Origin of the sequence: Alkalihalobacterium chitinilyticum (assembly GCF_029028005.1) — a bacterium.
Taxonomy (GTDB): domain Bacteria; phylum Bacillota; class Bacilli; order Bacillales; family Bacillaceae_F; genus Alkalihalobacterium; species Alkalihalobacterium chitinilyticum.
This window is the reverse complement of sequence record NZ_JAOTPO010000013.1, coordinates 1-19,471: the sequence shown is the minus strand read 5'-3', so window position 1 is coordinate 19,471 and position 19,471 is coordinate 1. Positions and strand designations below refer to the sequence as shown.

19 protein-coding genes are annotated in these 19,471 nt (G+C 38.8%); 14 read left to right on the top strand and 5 right to left on the bottom strand.

What is annotated here, in order from left to right; translation table 11 throughout:
• Positions 1–30 precede the first annotated feature (30 nt).
• The 7 genes from N7Z68_RS16965 to N7Z68_RS16935 all read left to right on the top strand — a co-directional run bounded on the left by N7Z68_RS16965 (position 31) and on the right by N7Z68_RS16935 (position 10,570).
• Entirely contained in the window at positions 31–1,071 is a 1,041-nt protein-coding gene (locus tag N7Z68_RS16965; RefSeq protein ID WP_275119668.1) for a LacI family DNA-binding transcriptional regulator, read from the top strand.
• 95 nt (positions 1,072–1,166) lie between these two features.
• Positions 1,167–3,281, top strand: a complete 2,115-nt coding sequence (locus N7Z68_RS16960) for an amylo-alpha-1,6-glucosidase (RefSeq protein ID WP_275119667.1) — start codon at positions 1,167–1,169, stop codon at positions 3,279–3,281.
• A 24-nt stretch (positions 3,282–3,305) separates the two neighbouring features.
• Complete coding sequence (locus N7Z68_RS16955) at positions 3,306–4,580, top strand: ABC transporter substrate-binding protein (protein ID WP_275119666.1); 1,275 nt, start codon at positions 3,306–3,308, stop codon at positions 4,578–4,580.
• Positions 4,581–4,638: 58 nt separating this feature from the next.
• Entirely contained in the window at positions 4,639–5,583 is a 945-nt protein-coding gene (locus N7Z68_RS16950) for a carbohydrate ABC transporter permease (protein WP_275119665.1), read from the top strand.
• A 66-nt stretch (positions 5,584–5,649) separates the two neighbouring features.
• Positions 5,650–6,477 carry a carbohydrate ABC transporter permease gene (locus N7Z68_RS16945; protein ID WP_275119664.1) on the top strand — a complete coding sequence of 276 codons (828 nt, stop codon included), beginning with the start codon at positions 5,650–5,652 and terminating at the stop codon, positions 6,475–6,477.
• Between the two features lie 179 nt (positions 6,478–6,656).
• The gene (locus N7Z68_RS16940; protein WP_275119663.1) at positions 6,657–8,168 is read left to right on the top strand and encodes a glycoside hydrolase family 32 protein; all 1,512 of its coding nucleotides are present in this window, start codon (positions 6,657–6,659) and stop codon (positions 8,166–8,168) included.
• An 863-nt stretch (positions 8,169–9,031) separates the two neighbouring features.
• Positions 9,032–10,570, top strand: coding sequence for a flotillin family protein (locus N7Z68_RS16935; protein ID WP_275119662.1), 1,539 nt, complete (start codon positions 9,032–9,034; stop codon positions 10,568–10,570).
• Between the two features lie 157 nt (positions 10,571–10,727).
• On the opposite strand, the gene N7Z68_RS16930 is transcribed toward N7Z68_RS16935, so the two are convergent.
• A complete protein-coding gene (locus N7Z68_RS16930) occupies positions 10,728–10,928 on the bottom strand; it encodes a cold-shock protein (protein WP_275119661.1) in 201 nt (66 codons plus the stop codon).
• 308 nt (positions 10,929–11,236) lie between these two features.
• Between N7Z68_RS16930 and N7Z68_RS16925 the strand changes: the two genes are divergently transcribed.
• Positions 11,237–11,464 carry a hypothetical protein gene (locus N7Z68_RS16925; RefSeq protein WP_275119660.1) on the top strand — a complete coding sequence of 76 codons (228 nt, stop codon included), beginning with the start codon at positions 11,237–11,239 and terminating at the stop codon, positions 11,462–11,464.
• Positions 11,465–11,655: 191 nt separating this feature from the next.
• A complete protein-coding gene (locus N7Z68_RS16920) occupies positions 11,656–12,009 on the top strand; it encodes a toprim domain-containing protein (RefSeq protein WP_275119659.1) in 354 nt (117 codons plus the stop codon).
• A 331-nt stretch (positions 12,010–12,340) separates the two neighbouring features.
• Here N7Z68_RS16920 and N7Z68_RS16915 read toward each other — a convergent pair whose 3' ends face one another.
• Positions 12,341–13,522: a 7TM diverse intracellular signaling domain-containing protein gene (locus tag N7Z68_RS16915; RefSeq protein WP_275119658.1), complete on the bottom strand. Its 1,182-nt coding sequence runs from the start codon at positions 13,520–13,522 to the stop codon at positions 12,341–12,343.
• A 217-nt stretch (positions 13,523–13,739) separates the two neighbouring features.
• Between N7Z68_RS16915 and N7Z68_RS16910 the strand changes: the two genes are divergently transcribed.
• Positions 13,740–14,624 carry a metal-dependent hydrolase gene (locus N7Z68_RS16910; protein ID WP_275119657.1) on the top strand — a complete coding sequence of 295 codons (885 nt, stop codon included), beginning with the start codon at positions 13,740–13,742 and terminating at the stop codon, positions 14,622–14,624.
• A 115-nt stretch (positions 14,625–14,739) separates the two neighbouring features.
• Here N7Z68_RS16910 and N7Z68_RS16905 read toward each other — a convergent pair whose 3' ends face one another.
• Positions 14,740–14,940, bottom strand: a complete 201-nt coding sequence (locus N7Z68_RS16905) for a hypothetical protein (RefSeq protein WP_275119656.1) — start codon at positions 14,938–14,940, stop codon at positions 14,740–14,742.
• A 105-nt stretch (positions 14,941–15,045) separates the two neighbouring features.
• Here N7Z68_RS16905 and N7Z68_RS16900 point away from each other — a divergent pair, with 105 nt between their 5' ends.
• The 3 genes from N7Z68_RS16900 (at position 15,046) to N7Z68_RS16890 (ending at position 17,014) form a co-directional block, all read left to right on the top strand.
• A complete protein-coding gene (locus tag N7Z68_RS16900) occupies positions 15,046–15,519 on the top strand; it encodes a GNAT family N-acetyltransferase (protein WP_275119655.1) in 474 nt (157 codons plus the stop codon).
• A 21-nt stretch (positions 15,520–15,540) separates the two neighbouring features.
• On the top strand, positions 15,541–16,419 hold the full coding sequence (locus N7Z68_RS16895; protein ID WP_275119654.1) for a Cof-type HAD-IIB family hydrolase: 879 nt from the start codon (positions 15,541–15,543) through the stop codon (positions 16,417–16,419).
• Between the two features lie 154 nt (positions 16,420–16,573).
• Positions 16,574–17,014 carry a hypothetical protein gene (locus N7Z68_RS16890; protein WP_275119653.1) on the top strand — a complete coding sequence of 147 codons (441 nt, stop codon included), beginning with the start codon at positions 16,574–16,576 and terminating at the stop codon, positions 17,012–17,014.
• Between the two features lie 160 nt (positions 17,015–17,174).
• Here N7Z68_RS16890 and N7Z68_RS16885 read toward each other — a convergent pair whose 3' ends face one another.
• Positions 17,175–18,197, bottom strand: coding sequence for an NADH:flavin oxidoreductase/NADH oxidase (locus N7Z68_RS16885; RefSeq protein ID WP_275119652.1), 1,023 nt, complete (start codon positions 18,195–18,197; stop codon positions 17,175–17,177).
• Between the two features lie 221 nt (positions 18,198–18,418).
• Between N7Z68_RS16885 and N7Z68_RS16880 the strand changes: the two genes are divergently transcribed.
• Positions 18,419–18,712 carry a Dabb family protein gene (locus N7Z68_RS16880; RefSeq protein ID WP_275119651.1) on the top strand — a complete coding sequence of 98 codons (294 nt, stop codon included), beginning with the start codon at positions 18,419–18,421 and terminating at the stop codon, positions 18,710–18,712.
• A gap of 415 nt (positions 18,713–19,127) precedes the next feature.
• Here the strand turns inward: N7Z68_RS16880 and N7Z68_RS16875 are convergent.
• Positions 19,128–19,471 (bottom strand): group II intron maturase-specific domain-containing protein (locus N7Z68_RS16875; protein ID WP_275119650.1); only part of this gene is annotated, 344 nt, incomplete at its 5' end.

The following is a 19,471-nucleotide window of genomic DNA, read 5'->3' as shown; positions in this document are numbered from 1 at the left end:
TTAAAGTTAAAACATAAATTCCGAAACGTTTTGGAGGATCACATGACTACGATCAAAGATATAGCGAAAGCAGCTGGGACGTCAGTGACAACAGTGTCTAGAGCACTTAATGGTCATTCGGATGTAAGCGCTAAAACAATGAAACATATTAAAGAAATTGCCGATCGCTTAAACTACAGCCCTAATGTCGTTGCTAGAAGTCTCGTCATGAAGAAATCCAAGACCATTGGTTTACTTGTTTCAGAGATTAGTAGAGAAGGCACAAAGGATAACTTTACGTTTGAAGTTCTATGTGGCATTAATGATTGTGCAGCCGAGTATGAGTATGATCCAATTTTATTTAATACAAATACATCCAAACAGCGAATTAAAAGCTACACGCAATTATGTAGAGAACGTAAAGTTGACGGCGTCATCTTACAAGGAATGAAGAAAGATGATCCTTATTTAATAGAGGTCGTTGAAAGTGACATTCCGTGTGTACTAATTGACATTCCGATAACAGGTAAAAATGTTGGGTATGTCTCAACGAATAACCAACTTGGTGCAAGACGAGCAATTGAACATTTAGTCGAGCTTGGACACCAACACATTGGGTTTATCAATGGGCATGAACAGGCGTATGTAAGTGAAGAGCGGTTTAAAGGCTATAAACAAGCCATTCAAGAAGCAGGATTAGAACTTCGTGAAGAGTGGGTTGTAAATGGTCAGTTTTCAGAACGCACTGCAGAATTTACAGCTAAAAAGCTCTTAGCAACCTATCCGCAAATTACTGCACTCTTTTGTGCAAGTGACCTAATGGCGTTAGGAGCTGTAAGAGCAGCCAATTCCCTCGGGCGAAAAGTACCCGATAGTTTATCGATTGTTGGCTTTGATGATATTGTCTTGGCACAATACGCATCACCAGCGTTAACAACGATTTCTCAAAACAAATATTTAATGGGGTATCAAGCCGCGAATATGTTAATTGGTTTACTAGAAGAAAAAGAAACAAATAAAAGTGTTTTAATAGAAAATCAATTAATAGTTAGAGAATCAACGGCTGAAAATAAATTAAAAGAATGGTATTAAACCATTTTTTTAAACCAAATCCGAAACGTTTCGGATCATACTAAAATATTTTTTTACGCAAAAACCGAAACGTTTCGGATGCTTAGGAGGATGTAATGGATTACAGAGTAATAAAGGAAAATGACGTATTTTTATTAACCGATGAGAAAGGAAATATTCCTGAAAATCATTCTTACGGGGCAGGGCTTTATACAAAAGATACAAGATACTTAAGTAAATTTAATGTAAAGATTAACGGAGAAAATCCGGTTTTACTTTCGTCCAATGCCGATGAGAACTATATGGCAACAATCTTACTTACGAACCCGCATATGGAAAAAGACGGTTCCCTCATCTTATGGAGAGAGTCGGTTGAAATTGAGAGAAAGCGATTTATTTATAACGATGTCGTATATGAGTTATTAAAAATGAAAAGCTATTATCCAAAACCGATTTCATTCCAAGTGAGCGTAGAAGTCGATGTAGATTTCCAAGACATGTTTATCGTTCGCGGATTCCAAAACGGGGAAACAGGTCAACGTACAGGTCAAGAAAAATTAGAAAGCGGCTTACGCTTTAACTATACAGGGGCAGACGACATTCAAAGAGCAACCGTTATTCAATGGGACCAAAATGCTAGCGCTATCAACTTAGAGGGTGAAATTACATTCGATCTAAACCTTGCTCACGGCGAGGAACAAGTCATCGCATTTACCATTGCTCCAGTCGTTGGTGAAGATGTTCCAACAATTGTTCAACCAGAAGAAGCCCTGACTCAATTAAAAGCTTCTTACGCCCATTGGAGCGAAACAACAACAAAAATTGAAACAGACAACGAACAGTTACAAAAGTTAGTGGATCGTGGCATTGCTGATTTAAGAGTCTTACTAACCGACCTTGGTTATGGAAAATTTCCTGTTGCAGGATTACCGTGGTTCGCAGTTCCCTTTGGTCGAGATAGTTTAATAGCAGCCTTGCAAATGCTTCCGTTTAACCCTGAAGTGGCAAAAGGAACCTTAAAAACAATGGCAGCTCATCAAGGAACGAAAGTCGACCCTTGGAGAGATGAACAACCAGGAAAAATCATGCATGAAATTCGCTTTGGTGAATTAGCGAATACAGATCAAATCCCGTTTACACCTTATTTTGGAACGATTGATGCAACACCGTTATTCTTAGTTCTTTTAACAGAGTACATCAAGTGGACTGGCGATATTGAATTATTCAGAGAGCTAGAAGCCAATGTTCAAGCAGCGATTACGTGGATCAATCAGTATGGAGACCGAGACGGTGATGGCTTTGTTGAATACCATCAAGAGTCTTCAAAAGGTATTGCTAACCAAGGTTGGAAAGACTCAGCTGACTCTATCGTCCATCGTAACGGAGACTATGCTGAAACACCGATCGCTTTATCTGAAGTACAAGGCTATGTGTATCAAGGAAAAGTCGGTATTGCTGAACTCTATGAAACAATCGGCAACACAAGTGAAGCTGAAAGATTAAGAGAGGAAGCCGCTCAACTACAAGAAAAATTTGAACAGCATTTCTGGATGGAAAACCATTCATTCTATGCACTTGCATTAGATAAAGATAAGTCGCAGGTAGGTACAATCACGTCAAATCCAGGTCACGTTCTATTTTCTGAAATGTTGAATGAGACAAGAGCAACTCTAATCAGTGATGTATTAGTAAGCGATAAAATGTTCTCTGGTTACGGAATACGAACAATGGGTGAAGGCGAGGCAGGCTACAATCCGATGAGTTACCATGACGGCAGTGTTTGGCCGCATGATAATAGCATGATCTTACTTGGAATGAGTAAGACGAAACACGCTACACAAGCGATGACCGTCATAGAAGGACTCATGAAATCAGCTTCCAACTTCGAGTACGACCGTCTGCCAGAATTATTCTGCGGTTACTCCGATCAAGAAGGACGACCAGTAAAATACCCTGTCGCATGTTCACCACAAGCGTGGGCTGCTGGAACACCACTTGTATTCGTGCAAACGATGCTCGGAATATTCCCGAATGCATTGAAGAATACGGTAGAAATGAACCCAGTACTACCAAACGATGTGAATTATTTAAAAGTCGAACAACTGACAATTGGCAACGGTTCAATGGACTTTGTTGTACGTCGCCAAGGTGAGAAGTTCCAAGTAGACATTTTAAGTAACACAACAGGTTTTAACATTGATGTTAATCAAAAAGTTAACATAAACATTTAAACTACAAAAAAGGGGATAAACAAGATGTTTAAAAAGAAAACTCTTGCTTCACTAGGATTTTCAACATTATTAGTTAGTGGATTATTAGTAGGTTGCGGTGGTAGTGATACTTCTTCTACAAAAGAAGATACAACAGACAAAGACAATGAAAATCAAGAGCAAGTTGAAATCACGTTAAGCGGCTGGGGATCATCACCTACAGAGCAAAAGTTATTTGAAGAAACATTAGCTTCATTTGAAGAAAAGAACCCGCACATTAAAGTAAAATTAGACGTTATCGCTGATCAATACATGGATGTAATGAAAACTCGCTTAATTGGCGGACAAGCTGCAGACGTATTTTTCCTAGATGCTTTTGAAGCTCCAGCGTTAATGGAAACAGGTGTATTAGAGCCACTAGACGGTTACATCACAGAAGATTTTGATATTGATGATTTTGAGCAACCTTTATTAGATGCTTTTAAACGTGATGGAGCAATCTTCGGGTTACCGAAAGATACATCAACGCTAGCCTTATTCTATAACAAAACAATGTTCGAAGAAGCGGGAATTGAAAACCCGCCAACAACATTTGAAGAATTACAAGAAGTAGCCAAACAATTAACTCAAGGTACTGATGTATACGGTTATGGAATCGTTGCTGACCTAGCTAGAAACGTATTTATCGCTGAGTCAAAAGGCGGAAAAATTGCTACGGACAACAAAGCGACATTCGGGAGCACTGAAGTAGTAGAAGCACTTCAACCACTTCTTGACATGCGTTTAGACGATAAGTCTGCAGCTCAACCTTCTGAAGTTGGAGCAAACTGGGGTGGAGAAATGTTCGGACAAGGTAAAGTCGCTATGATCTTAGAAGGAAACTGGACATTACCATTCTTAGCTGAAACATTCCCTAACCTTGAGTTCGGTACAGCAGAAGTTCCAACAATTGACGGTCAAAACGGAACAATGGCATTCACAGTAGCATATGTAATGAACGCACAATCTGAGAAAAAAGAAGCAGCGTGGGAGTTAATTTCTTACTTAACAGGTAAAGAAGGCATGGAACAATGGACGAGCGGCGGATCTGCCTTACCAACTAGGGTTTCTGTAGCTGAAAGCCTCGGATTATATGATGATGAAATTCGCCAACCATTTATTTCAGGTGCTTCTTACGCAACCGTATGGGCTGACGATACGAACTTACCAATCATTAATAATAACTTTAACAACCAATTTACAAGTGCATTTTTAGGTCAACGTCCTCTTGATGAAGCTTTAGAAGAAGCAGAAAGAGTAGCTAACCGCGAAATCGAATAGTTTGTAGTCGAGAAGAGGGGACCCCTCTCTTCTCTTCTTTAAAAGGAGTTGTAGATAGATGTCACAACCAGAAACAAAAGCCTCCAATACAAGCAAGAAACAAAAGAAAAGAACATATACGAAACGTGATTTACGTGAAGCAGGACAAGGATACTTATTTCTTTCCCCGATGATCTTTACTCTAGGGTTGTTTATTATTGCACCAATCCTTTATGCTGTTTTTCTGGCTTTTCATAAAGTGGAATTACTTGGACAAACGAGCTTCACTTTTATTGGATTCGATAACTTCGTTCGAATATTTGATGACTTCCGTGCGGGGATCGCTTTAAAAAATACAGCATTTTACGTACTTATCGTAGTTCCAACTCAAACTGCATTAGCGTTATTTTTAGCAGCAACATTAAATGCAGGGATGAAAGGTCAAAAGTTTTTTAGAATTGTTTACTTCTTACCAACGTTAACATCTTCAGCGGTATTAACTTTAATTTTTATGTGGATGTACAACCAAAACGGTTTAATTAACCATATTTTAGCGTTTTTTAACTTACCAACGTACAATTGGATTGGAGATCCAAGTGTCGCTTTAATTGCAATTATGATTATGAATATTTGGGCTACTGCACCATTCTTTATGGTTATTTACTTAGCAGCCCTTCAAGATATACCAGATTCATTATATGAAGCAGCCGATCTGGATGGCGCAAATGCGATCCAAAAGTTCTTCCATGTTACAGTTCCAATGCTTCGTCCAGTTACTTCCTTTGTTATTATTATGGGGATTATCGGAACATTCCAGTTGTTTGACCAATCGTATATCTTCTCAGGCGGATCAGGTGGACCTGATAACTCAACATTAACTGTCGTTCTTCTGATCTATCAATATGCATTTAGCTCAATGGGTACGATGGGGTATGCAGCTGCTATTGCATTTATGTTAGCGTTGATCATCTTAGTTGCAACATTATTGCAAAGAAAGTTCTCTAAAGATGAAAAGATTTATTAATATGTATGACGACTTAACATTCGAGCCCCTAATTCGTCTGTGCAACAAAGGAGGACAAGAGATCTTATGAAGAAAAAATTTTCAATAGGAAAAGCATTCCTATATGTGGTCCTAGTCGGATATGCAATTGTAACGTTAATCCCATTCTTATGGGCATTGTCTTCTTCGTTTAAAACGTTAGAAGAAATTCTAAGCGGTTCAATGAACTTTTTACCGCAAATGTTTACTCTTGAAAATTACCGTCAAATTTTTATAGAGCAAACACTGTTTCCAAGATGGTTATTTAATAGTGTGTTTATCGCCGTAGTTGGAACAGCTCTTAATCTACTATTTAACTCTATGGCGGGTTATGCACTAGCACGTATTAGTTTCCCAGGAAAAAAGAGTGTGTTTATTATCGTACTAGCAGTTCTTATGATCCCTGGTCAAGTAACAATGATCCCAAACTACTTAATCTTAAAAGAATTAGGCTGGTTAAACTCTTACCAAGGAATGATCGTTCCTGCCATGGTAAACGCAACATTCATCTTTATGATGCGTCAATTCTTCGTTAACTTCCCGAAAGAACTCGAAGAAGCAGCTGCCCTTGATGGATTAACTCGTTTAGGTACATTCTTTAGAATTGTTTTACCGATTGCAAAACCTGCACTAGCAGCACAAGCGATCTTCGTATTCATGGCATTCTGGAATGACTTTATGAGACCATTAATTATCATGACCGATCAAGAGATGTTCACATTAACGGTTGGATTAAATGCCTTCAAAGGACAATATGTCACGTATTGGAACTTTATTATGGCCGCCTCCATGGTGTTTACATTACCAGTACTGATCATATACGCCTTCTTTAACCGTTACTTCTTAAAAGGAATTTCGTTTAGAGGCGATAAGTAAAGGATATTACTAAATACGTATCAAACAAAAGTGAGGTTCACTAGCAGCCTCACTTTTTTACACATTCAAAAGATCCTAGTACCCTCGAATAGGGCCCTTTTTCTACAACAAAATCATGCTAATCACTCAAACAAGATAAATGTCTAAAAATTCGATTGAGGAATAAAGGTGGAATGATGATGGAAACCAACACAAACAACCATAAAGAACAGATTGCAAAAGCGATGCAATCCGTTATTACTGAGCATGAAAAAGTAAACCAAGATCCTTGGCGATTAAACTATCATGTAGCGACACCGGCGTTTTGGATGAACGACCCGAATGGTTTTATTTATTATAAAGGTGAGTATCATTTATTTTATCAACATCACCCATATTCACCTGAGTGGGGGCCTATGTTTTGGGGACATGTAAAAAGTACAGATTTGATGCAGTGGACACATTTACCGATCGCCCTTGCCCCAAGTGAAGACTATGACGCAGACGGGTGTTTTTCTGGCAGCGCCATTGAAAAAGACGGCAATTTATATTTAATGTACACGGGCAATGTATGGACAGGAGAAAACCGTGATACCGATTTGAAGCAAGTCCAGTGCTTAGCAGTAAGTGAAGACGCGATCCATTTTGATAAGCTAAAAGAAAATCCAGTGATTTTGGAAGCACCTGAAGGAAATATACACCCTTACCATTTCCGCGACCCGAAAGTGTGGAAGCATAACGATTACTATTATTGTGTCTTAGGGTCGAAAACAAATGAAGAAACAGGACAAATTCTGCTCTATCGTTCTCGTGACTTATTTTCATGGAAGTTCATGGCAGTTTCTGCAAAAGGAGAAGGAAACTTCGGCTACATGTGGGAATGCCCAGATATTTTTACATTAGAAGAACAAGAGGTTCTCGTCATGTCTCCTCAAGGATTAACGCCCGAAGGAGATAAATATCATAACCTTCACCAAGCTGGATATGTACTTGGTAAACTCAATTACGATACAGGAGTATTACAGCACGGAGAATTCGAAATGCTCGATTACGGTTTTGATTTTTATGCCCCGCAAACAACGATCGATGATCAAGGTAGACGCATCATGATCGCTTGGATGGCGATGTGGGAAAGCGAAATGCCTGAACAAAACCAAAATTGGGCCGGTGCCATGACACTGCCACGCCAACTCATATTAGAAAACGGAAAGATCAAATCAAAACCTATACCCGAAATTGAAAACATTCGCGGCAACCAAGTAATTTACGAAAACCTAATCGTCGAAGGAGAAGTAGCCTTTAAAGAAGTTGACGGCAATTCATTAGAATTAGATGTCTACATAAATGCAAACGAAGCTTCTCAATTTGGCTTAAAGCTGAGAATGAATGAAACTGGCGAACAGTATACCGAATTAAAGTATGATGTAAACAGTGGTGTGATGACCTTTGACCGAAACCAAGCCGGCTCTGGACCTGGCGGTGTAAGAAAAGCTCCTGTCCAATTAATCAACAATACCCTTCATTTACGAATTTTCATCGATAAATCGTCCGTCGAAGTTTTCATAAATGACGGTGAAAAGGTGATGACAGGCAGAATTTATCCCGATGAAAATTCAACTAGCATCCGCTTTTTTTCCGACGGCCCCTGCCAGTTGACTCACTTGAAAAAATGGGATTTGAAGCACAGTATAACTTATATGGAAAAGAAATAAAACATAATTATAATGAATAGAGCACAGGCGGATCCTGTGCTTTTATTGTGTTTAATTATGCAGAGAGAAATACTTTTTCTAATTGATTTAAGGCGCAAGCCACTAACATGAGTTTTGATCCTATTTTCAAAAAAAGAAAGAAAGCATCGCATGAAGTTATAGACCATAAATGGTGAGTGGAGGGTACTTTTTGTTACTGGTGTTTACGGTCTAATTTTTCTTATTTTTGGGGTAAGAGGGTTCATAACGTGCATTTACGGCCCATATATTCCAGTTATTGAAAAAAGGAGGCCCGTAACGCGTATTTACGGCCCACACCTTCCTGTTATTGGAAAAAGAGAGCTCGTAACGCGCATTTATGGCTCTCATCTTCCTGTTGTTGGAAAAAGAGGGCTCGTAACGCTCATTTATGGCCCTCATCTTCCTGTTGTTGGAAAATGAGGGCTCGTAACGCGCATTTACGGCTCTCATCTTCCTTTTACTGGAAAAAGAGGGGTCGTAACACGCATTTGTGGCCCATATATTCCTGTTGTTGAAAAAGAGGGCTCACAACGCGCATTTATGGCTCTCATCTTCCTGTTGTTGGAAAAAGAGGGCTCGTAACCTATATCGAGTTATCTCCAACCCCAACCAATAAAAACCCTAGCAAAACTGGATTATCCATTAATTTCAAAAAATATGAAACTATTAAAATTTCAATTCGTAAATTCAGTATGGAACTAATTGAGATGGTAACTTTTTGCATACAGAAGGTTAGCTTGCATACGAATAAAAGCAGGTATATTTAATAATTAATTTCTACTAGTAACACTACTTACCAGCCTTTTTTAGTTTTATAAATCATAGTTTGGGAGGGTTTTAAAATGACAGTAGTTGTATTTCTTTCTTTTCTCATCCCGATCTTAATTCTTGCTGCGATCGGGGGCGTGATTTGGTGGTTCTGGATGAAGTTCCGTTATAAAACAGCGAGATCCAATGAAGCGTTAATTATTGCCGGACCCAAGTTAGGTGATCCGAACAAAGAAACGAATATCTTTACTGATAATGAAGGGCGTTCCATGAAAATCATCCGTGGTGGCGGCCATCTTCTCAAAATGCATCAAACCGCAACACCGGTTGACTTAACTTCTTTTCAATTAAAACTAACGACACCGAGAGTTTACACATGCGGAGGGGTACCAATTGTGGCTGATGCTGTAGCGATGGTAAAAGTGGCCGATACATTAAGAGGAATTGCCATCTACGCCGAGCAGTTTCTCGGTAAAAAACAAAATGAAATAGGAGACGAAATTTCAGAAGTATTGAACGCAAATCTTCGTGCGATTTTATCAAAAATGACTGTTGAAGAAATTAACGAAGACCGTGAAAAGTTCAACGATGAAGTAACGAAAGTCGCTCAAAAGCAGTTAGATGACATGGGCTTTAAAATTACTTCTTTAGGATTACAAGATTTACGTGACGCCGACCCTGAAAACGGATACTTAGAAAACTTAGGTCGTCCTCGAATTGCTGAAGTTCGAAAGCGGGCTGAAATCGCTGAGTCCGACAGCGATAAAGAAGCACGAATTCATAAAGCAAATAATGATAAAGAGGCAAAAGAACAAGAGTTTCAACGCAAAATCGAAATTTCTGCTGCCCAAAAAGAAAAAGATCTCAAAGATGCAGCGATAAAAGAAGAGACTGAACGAGCGAGAGCAAAATCGGAACAGTCCTATCAATTAGAAAAAGCAAAGCTCGATAAAGAGGTTCAAGAAGAAGAGTTACAACTCCACGCACGCAAAAGAGAAGAGGAGCTCCGTATTCAGCACCTCGAACGTGAACGTGCTGTAAAACTAGAGGAAGAAGAGGCGAAAGTACGTAAAGCGAAAGCAGATGCTGATTTTTACGAAACAACGAAAAAAGCGGAAGCCGACGCAGAACGAGCACGTATTGAAGGGGAAACGAAAGCAAAAATCAAACGAGAAGAAGGTCTTGCTGAAGCGGAAGTTATTCGTAAACGAGGGGAAGCGGAAGCCGAGGCAAAACGATTACTTGCTGAAGCAATTGCAAAGCATGGCGAAGTGATCATTATCGAAAAATTAATTGAGATGTTACCACAGTTTGCTGAGTCAATTTCAAAACCATTGTCTAATATTGAATCCGTTAAGATTATCGACACTGGAAATGGAAACGGCGTCTCATCCTACAGCAAAAGCATCACGAACACGATGGCACAAGTGCAAGAACCTTTAAAAGAATTAACCGGACTCGATATTTCCAAATTACTTACAGACCTCGTGAACAGAGGAAATACCCATACGGTCGTTCGCACAGAAGCCGCGCAGCCAAACGATGATCAAAGCGCCAAAGTGCAAACCGCAGCAACTGAAACGAAGACAGATGAAACAAAAAGCAATGAGTAAGTTGATATAAAGTAAATAAAGCACTCAACTTAAGAAAAAAGTTGGGTGCTTGTTACTAACCGCAATATAGAAATAGAACTATCTCAATACACAATATATATTACCCCAATATAAAAAGCTCCTCCTACTAGGGGAGAAGCTTTACTGTTAAGCTAAATTACGCTTTGTTAACGTTAGTAGCTTGAGGTCCACGTTGACCTTCTTCTACGTCGAAAGTAACTGTTTGACCTTCTTCTAAAGTTTTGAAACCTTCACCTTGGATAGCTGAGAAGTGTACGAATACGTCGTCTCCACCTTCAACCTCGATAAATCCAAAACCTTTTTCTGCGTTAAACCATTTTACTGTACCTGTGTTCATGTGTGTTTCCTCCTAGTGCTTTGTTGCACAAAATATTACTATCCTTGCCGTCATACTCATTCAAGACAAAATAACTCATTGGTATTTGTACTTTCAATCATCATATTCCGAACAACAATAATTGAGTTAAGTATAACACATTGAACAAGAAAAGGGAAATTACTTTTAATAAATAATTTGTAAAAGCTTACATCCAGATAAAGGATAATGTGTTAAAAAGCTTTTCATACAAGGAATTACGCTCTTCTGCATAAACCGAGTTGGAAAGTAAATTCTATAAGTACTTGAAAAATCAGGAGGCTGATCTAGTGGAATCATATCAAATTAAACACATGATTATTGACGATGACTTTGAAGGGGACCCGTCCGTTACAGCTGAATTCACTTATGACGATAAGGATTACAGCGTTACGTTCCACAAAACAGATTTGGAATTAATGAATTCTTGGTTGTTCGCAAGCGACACAACGCTACCAGCCAATTTGCCGGATGCCATGATCGAATCGCTTCGTGAAGATATTAAGAAGAAGATGTAGTCTTGTTGTCATAGGGATCTAGTCATTGAGACTAGGTCTCTTTAATTGAACGAATCTCTATTTTCATCCCGCATTCCGTGATCGTAAATTCTTCTTCGTGATCATAGCTTATATTTAGCACGAACATATATTATACTTAGGACAAGCTGATCTGAATATAATGAAAAATCATTAGTATAGAGGATGATCTCATGGACGAAAAAATCATAATTGTTGAAGGTAAAAACGATCGTAAACGAGTGCAGAAAGTTTTAAATGAGGATGTAGAAATCATTTGTACCCACGGAACATTAAGTGAAGAAAAGTTGGAAACGTTAATTTTACCTGTGGAAGACCTCGATGTGTATATACTAGTTGATGCCGACGATTCTGGAGAAAAATTACGAAGGCAGCTAAAACGAGAATTACCAAATGCCACACACTTATATACGGACAAAGATTTTGGACAAGTGGAAACAACGCCATTTGACTACCTTGCCGAGGTGTTAGGGGAGTATTTTGAAGTGAAAGGTCCTTTTTTAAACAGCGACCTTGCGAAATTCTAAAACTGATATTCCTTTTATGGTGATTTGTACGACCGGTCAGGCGGAGGCATAAACAAACTGTGGCTCGTATTGGGGCGTTTTCTTAGTTTATTGTCCGAATCACACGGTTTATTGTCCGTTTTGAGTTTTTATTGTCCGATTTCACGATTTATTGTCCGTTTTTAATTTTTATTGTCCAATTTCACGATTTATTGTCCAAATTATGTCCATACCATAATTCTGCTATACAAATAATGCTCCATTCTTTCAAAATAATACAATTGTTCAATAAAACAAACAAGGCCTGCTAGCAAGGAGTGTTGCCTCCAACTAGCGGGCCTTGAGTAACTTATCATCTAATCTTCAATCGATCTCCAGCTCCACGATGCTGCCTCACCAATATGATACCTATCGCAAGGACGAGTGCAAATTGTCCAATATGCCCAAGTAAATAAAATTCTTTCAGATAAATGACACCCGTAAACACGAGTAGGTCACGAATCATAAAGCCTGCCATAAAGAGGAAGCCGACCGCATAAATTTTAGCGTCCGTATTTCTTAAAAACACACGAATGACAATCGCAAGAATTAATAGCACCTCAAAGCCCGACAACTTTTCAAAAATTCCTTTTGTCACCGTAAAATAATCAGGGTTAGTGACTGAAAGTGTAAACGCAATGACCGCTAACCCCAGATGTATTTGCCATAGACGACGAACCCATTTCTTATACCCTGGACCAAATAGCTTATCGATAATCATCAAGTCGAAGGCAGACCGGAAAAAGACCGCGATCTGAAAAACATAAATCCATACATACGGAACATCGATAATGAATTGTTTTGAACCTGTGATACTAAATGAATACAGTGCAGCACAAAACGTCATAGCCGCATAGGCCAAGTAAAGGACAGAAAACCGTTTGATGATAAAAAAGATCAAGGCAAGCACCGTAATAAAAATCTGAATCGCACCAATCACGATTTTATCAAAATCGTCTCTGATCATTTTTGTTAAATAAGAGGAGTGCGAACCTGCAGACACCGCGCCTGACACTCCAATTAAGTTCCCGTTGGAATACGAGCGAATCGTAATTTGGTCAGAAGCAACTGTCGGATCTAGCTCGATAAAATGACGGCGGTTATACCCTCTATAAGTAACCGTATCAGCTTCTGGGATGTTCCCAAATTGATAAATTAATTGATCTCCCTGATAGACTTCAAATGTACCGTACATAAACGAAATAAAAATAGCAGGGTCTATCCAGCCGCCATCAGGGAAGGTATTTCGTAAATAGAGAATTTCACGATCCTCTCGAGGCTCATCAAGTTCTTTCACATTTTCTGTCGGCAACCAACCTGTTTGTGGAATGCCCGTATCAGCTTCGACCGACTCAACCCATTGATATTCCCAGCCTTGCTCCATTCTTTGTAATGAAGGAGAAGATGCATCTCCTTGACTTGATGCTGAATCCGTAAAGAAGATCGTGTTAGTCATCATTAATAAAAATAATATAAGTACAGCTTTTGCCTTCATAGTTTCCTCCGATAACTTCTAAGTAAAGTACGACGAATAGTTGTTCGTATTAAAAGTAATATAGTACTTCTCTAAAATAACGCAGAAATCCGAAAAAGAGAATGGTTTCTTCTTATTTTAATTCAGAACCTCGTCCATTCCTAATCATTGCCTTCAAATGGTGCTTATACTAAAATAGGGAAGGATATGAAAAAAGATGAAATGAAGGAGATAATAAATGGATTCAGTTACTCATGCGTTATTCGGATTAACAATTTACGGCGCAACGAATAAAGAAGACATGCCAAAAGAAGTGAAAAAATCAGTATTTGTTGCAGCTGTCGCCGGTAGCATGATCCCTGATATTGATGTAATTTCTCAACTTTGGGATACAGAAGGTATGTACCAAATGTGGCACAGGGGAATTACCCACTCGATCTTTTTAGTGCCAGTCTGGGCGTTACTCATTTGGCTCGTCTGTTTTCTCATTTGGAAGACGAAGGACAGGCGAATATTTTACATCGCCGCACTTGCTGTCTTTATCCATAATACGAGCGACATTTTAAATGCGTGGGGGACAGGCTATTTTGAACCGTTCTCAGATGCAAGACTCGGATTCGGTACGATACCGATTGTTGACGTCGTCATTTGGCTGATCATGCTAATTGGCTTCCTTGTCGTAAAAATAAAGAAAGTAACCCCGCATAAAGTGTATAAAATCGTATGGGTCTTTATCATTGCACATATTTTGGTCCAATCGATACAAGGGTATATCATTTATCAATCAACAGTGGACCAGTACGAAGAACAAGCCTTAACTGCACGATTTATTCCGGGTCATTTTAAAATCGCCGGAAAGAATGGGCTAGAAGTAGAGGTCTTGCAAGGTACCGTTTGGGGCGGACTGGAAGTAGTCGATCAAATCACATCACAAGCTGAAACAAACTTAGATGTTTTATTCCGCGAAAACCCAAGAGCTAAGACGCTTTATCAATGGTCGCCTTTCGTCGTAGTCGTCGATGATGAGGAAAAACTAGGAATTTACGATCCAAGATTTTTTAGAATGGGCGTACCGTTCTTATATGAATATATTTATAAAGAAGATGTACAGATTGAAGAATAACTGGGGTCAAATCCTCTAAATGAAAAAGTCCTCTCCAAGTTTGTACTGGACCACAAAGTTAGTTAGTCTTACTTTGCGGCTACCTCAGTTCCAGATCTTGAAGAGGACTTTCTTGTTATTCTTTCGCGCTTTGATCGGTTTTTTTATTACTTTGAACAATGAGCATCGTAACCAGGTAGAGAAACGCGATAATATTCATCGTGAACATCACATAATCGTAATTAGATGCCGTTTGTTCAAAAATGTATGTAAAATATCGAATACAATTGATCATTAGCAGAATTAAAAACCCAAGTGCTAAATAACTACTTTTCATTGACGACCTCCCATTACTTCCTTCAGCGGCGTCTGTTGCCTTACATCATTATTACCAATATATAGAATGTTATAAGTAGTATATTCCATAAAATGGGGGAAACCGATGATTGAAATTCGCAAAGCTAACAATGAAGATCAAAGCGAGATCCTAAAGATTTATAATGAAACAACACTCCATTTACTAAAAAGAAAGATTAAGCAATGGGACTACCCTTGGGACGCTGAGAACATACAAAAAGAAATCAAGAAAAACGAAGCTTATGTCGTTTTATTGAATCGTACGTTGGTAGGTGCGTTTTGTATAAGTCCGATAAAAAAATTAAGTACGATAACAATCGATCCTGAAGGTGTTTATTTATCTAAAATTGCTATTCTTCCCAAATTTCAAGGAAAGAACTTAGGTTCAGAGGTCGTCCAGTTTGCCTGTTCTTTTGCAAGACAACAAAATCTAGCGTTATACTTAGATTGCTGGGCCGGAAATGAAAAGTTGAAAGAGTTTTATTCGGATAACAGCTTAGAATACATAGGAGATTTTCCAGAGGAAGATTATTTTATTAGTATATTTAAACATCAATGAAGCAGCTATGGAGGAAAACAAATGATTATTGCACTTGATATGGACGGAACCTTATTGAACTCAGATGGAACGATTAGTGAACGAAATAAACAGGTCATTAAGACCCTTCAAGACCACGGCCATCTGGTAACCATTGCAACCGGTCGAGCATACAAAGATGTGAGTCTTCAGTTAAAGGTAGCAAAACTTGAGTGTCCCGTTATTAGTCTAAACGGAGCAGGTATTACCTTACCAGACCATACGATGCTCGGTAGTGAACCGCTAGATAAAATAGAACTCACACCCGCTCTTGAATGGACAAAAGAGCAATATGATTTGTACTTCGAGATTTATACGGACGATGAAGTGTATGCAGGAATTCATAATCTGGAGCACTTGGAGAAGATTGTTGTAAAATTATCCGAAAAAGTATCTGGTGAGTCAGGGGACGGCATGAGTGATTTATTAAAAATCATTCAAAAGCAATTTCAGCAAGCAGCCGTCACTTTTATTGAAGACATATCAACCATTTGGACGGATGAACGGAAAACCATCTATAAAGTTCTTATTTTCTCCTTAAATAAAGAGGCTTTAAAAGAAGCATCTACAGTTTTTTCCGGAATTTCGGGTGTAACGATTACTTCATCACATCCAAACAATATCGAAATTAACAATGAACGAGCTACAAAAGGACGGGCACTCACCAAGCTTGCGTCTCATTACAACGTCGACCTTAAGGACACGATCGTCATGGGCGATAGTTATAACGATTTGTCGATGTTCGAAATAGCAGGGCAGGCGATCGCTATGGAAAATGCAGCGCCGATTTTAAAAGAAAACAGCGATGCCGTGACAAAAACAAATGATCAAGACGGTGTTGCTATTTTTCTAGAAACATTACTTGAAGGCAACGTGAGGTAGACCAAAAAACAACCAGTTTCGGTGCCAGTCATTGGACCTGGTTGTTTTGGTTATTATAATTGTCATATTGATATTTAATTCTTTACACATTCAATACATTTCTCCTTAACCTACCCGTGTTATAATGTAGAAAAGGCAAAACGGAGTGATGATTATGGAAGATACTTTGAAGAAAATTCTTGCCGAGCTTCAAAAGGTTAATACCCGATTAGATGGCTTTGATAACCGATTGGATGGCTTTGACGACCGATTAGACGGCCTTGATAACCGATTAGATGGCTTTGATAACCGATTAAATGGCTTTGATAACCGATTAGATGGCTTTAATGACCGATTAGATGGCCTTGATAACCGATTAGACGGCTTGGAAAATGGACAGCAAGTGCTGATGAGGGATGTTTCGAGTATTAAAGATAATCTTATAAGTGGTTTAGGACCATATTTTGAACATATAGAGAAACATATAGATGAAAAAACATATGAATTAAAAGATATTTTAGAAGACCAACAACGAGTAATTGAAACCTTATCAGTTCGTTCAATTAAGCATGAGAGTGAAATCAAAGACTTTAAAGAAATGCTAAAAAATCAATAAGGACCTATAAGGTTTCTTTTTTTTGTTCTCCAAATGATATTTGATTGAAAAAGGGTAAAGGTTTGCCTAAAAATCAAGAATAAAGGGAACCCGCTATAACGATGAGGATTCCCTAAATTTTTTCCTTAAAATCAATATCACTAATTACATAGCTATTAAATTAATACGCTCTTTCATATTGGAAAGGAGTGAGTGGCTTTTTCTCCAATAGAAGGGACGCATCATTCGCCCAATGTGGATTTTTTAACATCCCGCGCCCTACTGCAATTAGGTCCGCTTGTTCGTTTCCGAGTACAGCTTCGCCTAAAACCGGATCGTCTAATCTCCCAACAGCAATCACAGGTGCACCTGTTTCGTTTTTAATACGAGAAGCCAACGGTACTTGATATCCTGGGTGTGCACCAGGTCGTCCAGTTGAACCGATTGGACCTTCACCACCAGAAGTAATGTGAAAAATATCGACACCAGCCGCTTGGAAACGTTTTGCCATTTCAGAGCTATAATCTAAATCATAACCGCCATCGACATATTCAACAGCTGAAATTCGCATGACAAGCGTCATGTTTTCAGGCATCACACTTTTCGCAGCTCTTATCACTTCTTCGCCAAATAAAAACTTATCTTCACCGTATTTATCAGTTCGTTTGTTTGTATATTCAGAAGCGAATTGGTGGATGAGGTAGCCGTGAGCGCCATGAAGCTCAACGGTATCAACCCCAGCTTTTACAGCACGTTCCACACCATCTCGAAACGCAATTACCATTTGTTCTGCTTCTTCCGTCGTTAATTCATGCGGAGTTTTAAATTGATCATTAAATGCGATCGGGGAGCAAGAAACTGGATCAGGTGCATCTTGTGCTTTACGACCCGCATGACCAATTTGAATACCAACTTTAGCTCCGTATTTATGACATTCATCCACTATACGTTTGAAAGCTGGAATATGCTCGTCACTCCAAATCCCTAAACAATGATCGGAAATGCGACCACGCGCTTCAACATTCGTCATTTCAATAATAATAAATCCAGTTCCGCCAATCGCACGACTCGTATAATGAATGAAGTGCCAGTCCGTCGGAACACCATCTTTATTCGCCGCTGAGTATTGGCACATCGGTGGCATAACGACACGATTTTTTAATTCAAGATCCTTATATGTAAATGTTTCCAACAGCTTAGCCATCAATTTCGCCTCCAGATTCTCTTTTTTAATACAAGTTTAATAGTATAGGATTTTTTGAGGTTGGTCGAGCGAGACCGCTTCATTTTTAAAGAAAAAAGGTTGATCTCCAAAACATATCAAACCATGAGAAACAACAACAATCATTACAATTGCAATCTTTTAGTTAGTTAGATAATATTATCGTTGTACATAAATTTGATTGAAAGAAAAGAGGAATACCGATGATCCAACGTACTGTACTCGTAAAATTTGCTGACACTACAACACCAGAACAACTACAAGAAGTGGTTGACCGTTTCAAAGCCTTAAAGAACCACTTAACGGGCATTGTGGACCTGCAAGCCGGTCTAAACATTTTAGAGCGCAATAAAGAATACCAAGTCGTATTAATGGTACGCTTTGAAGACCAAGCAGCACTAGATGCCTATGTGGCAGACGCTGAGCACCAAGCCGTTGCCGCTTACATTAAAGAAGTAGGAAGAGTCGACAGCATCGGAGTAGACTTCGAGCTGTAAGAACGAGGAGGAAGAAACCCTGTCTTGGGGTTTCTTTTTTTTACTTTAAATGATGGTTAGGATAAACATAGATTAAGATTCTAGAACGATTAGGTTAAAATAAAGAGGTTTAGCCTCTAAATTTTCCAGTCCACGGTAAAATTTTAATCTAAAGAGAGATTTAGCCTCAACTTTATCCAGTTTAAGGAAAATCTTCAACCTAAAGAGAGACTTAGCTTCAACTTTACCCAGTAACAGGTAAAAATTGAACCTAAAAGGAGACTTAACTTCAATCTTATCTAATATAAGAAATTGGTAGCTCCTCAATCAAACTATCAATCCGATTCTACAATACAATCGAGTAGGAGGAGGTGATTAACCTCGACCTCTCACACCACCGTACGTACGGTTCCGTATACGGCGGTTCAATTTTATACTAAGCATGTACTTTGTTGTAATGTTGGACACAAGAGATTAGCCCAAAGTTAGCTAATCTCTTATTTGTTATTGTCGTAGTAAGTACCCACGAATAGGCAATGCGAACGGCCCCTTTACTTGTATGGCTATACTTATAGGCAGTGTATTTATCCATTCCGAGTTTGATTAAGTTCTTCCTGCGGTTCTTGGCTGTTTTCCATTTCTTCCAAATGCAAGTTCTTAATCGAACTCTTGTGCGGGAATCTATCTTGCTTAGTAATCCCTTCATGTAGCCTATTCTGAAGTAGTTAACCCATCCTCGTATTACTTGGTTAATTCGCTCAACCTGATATTTCGTCTCAA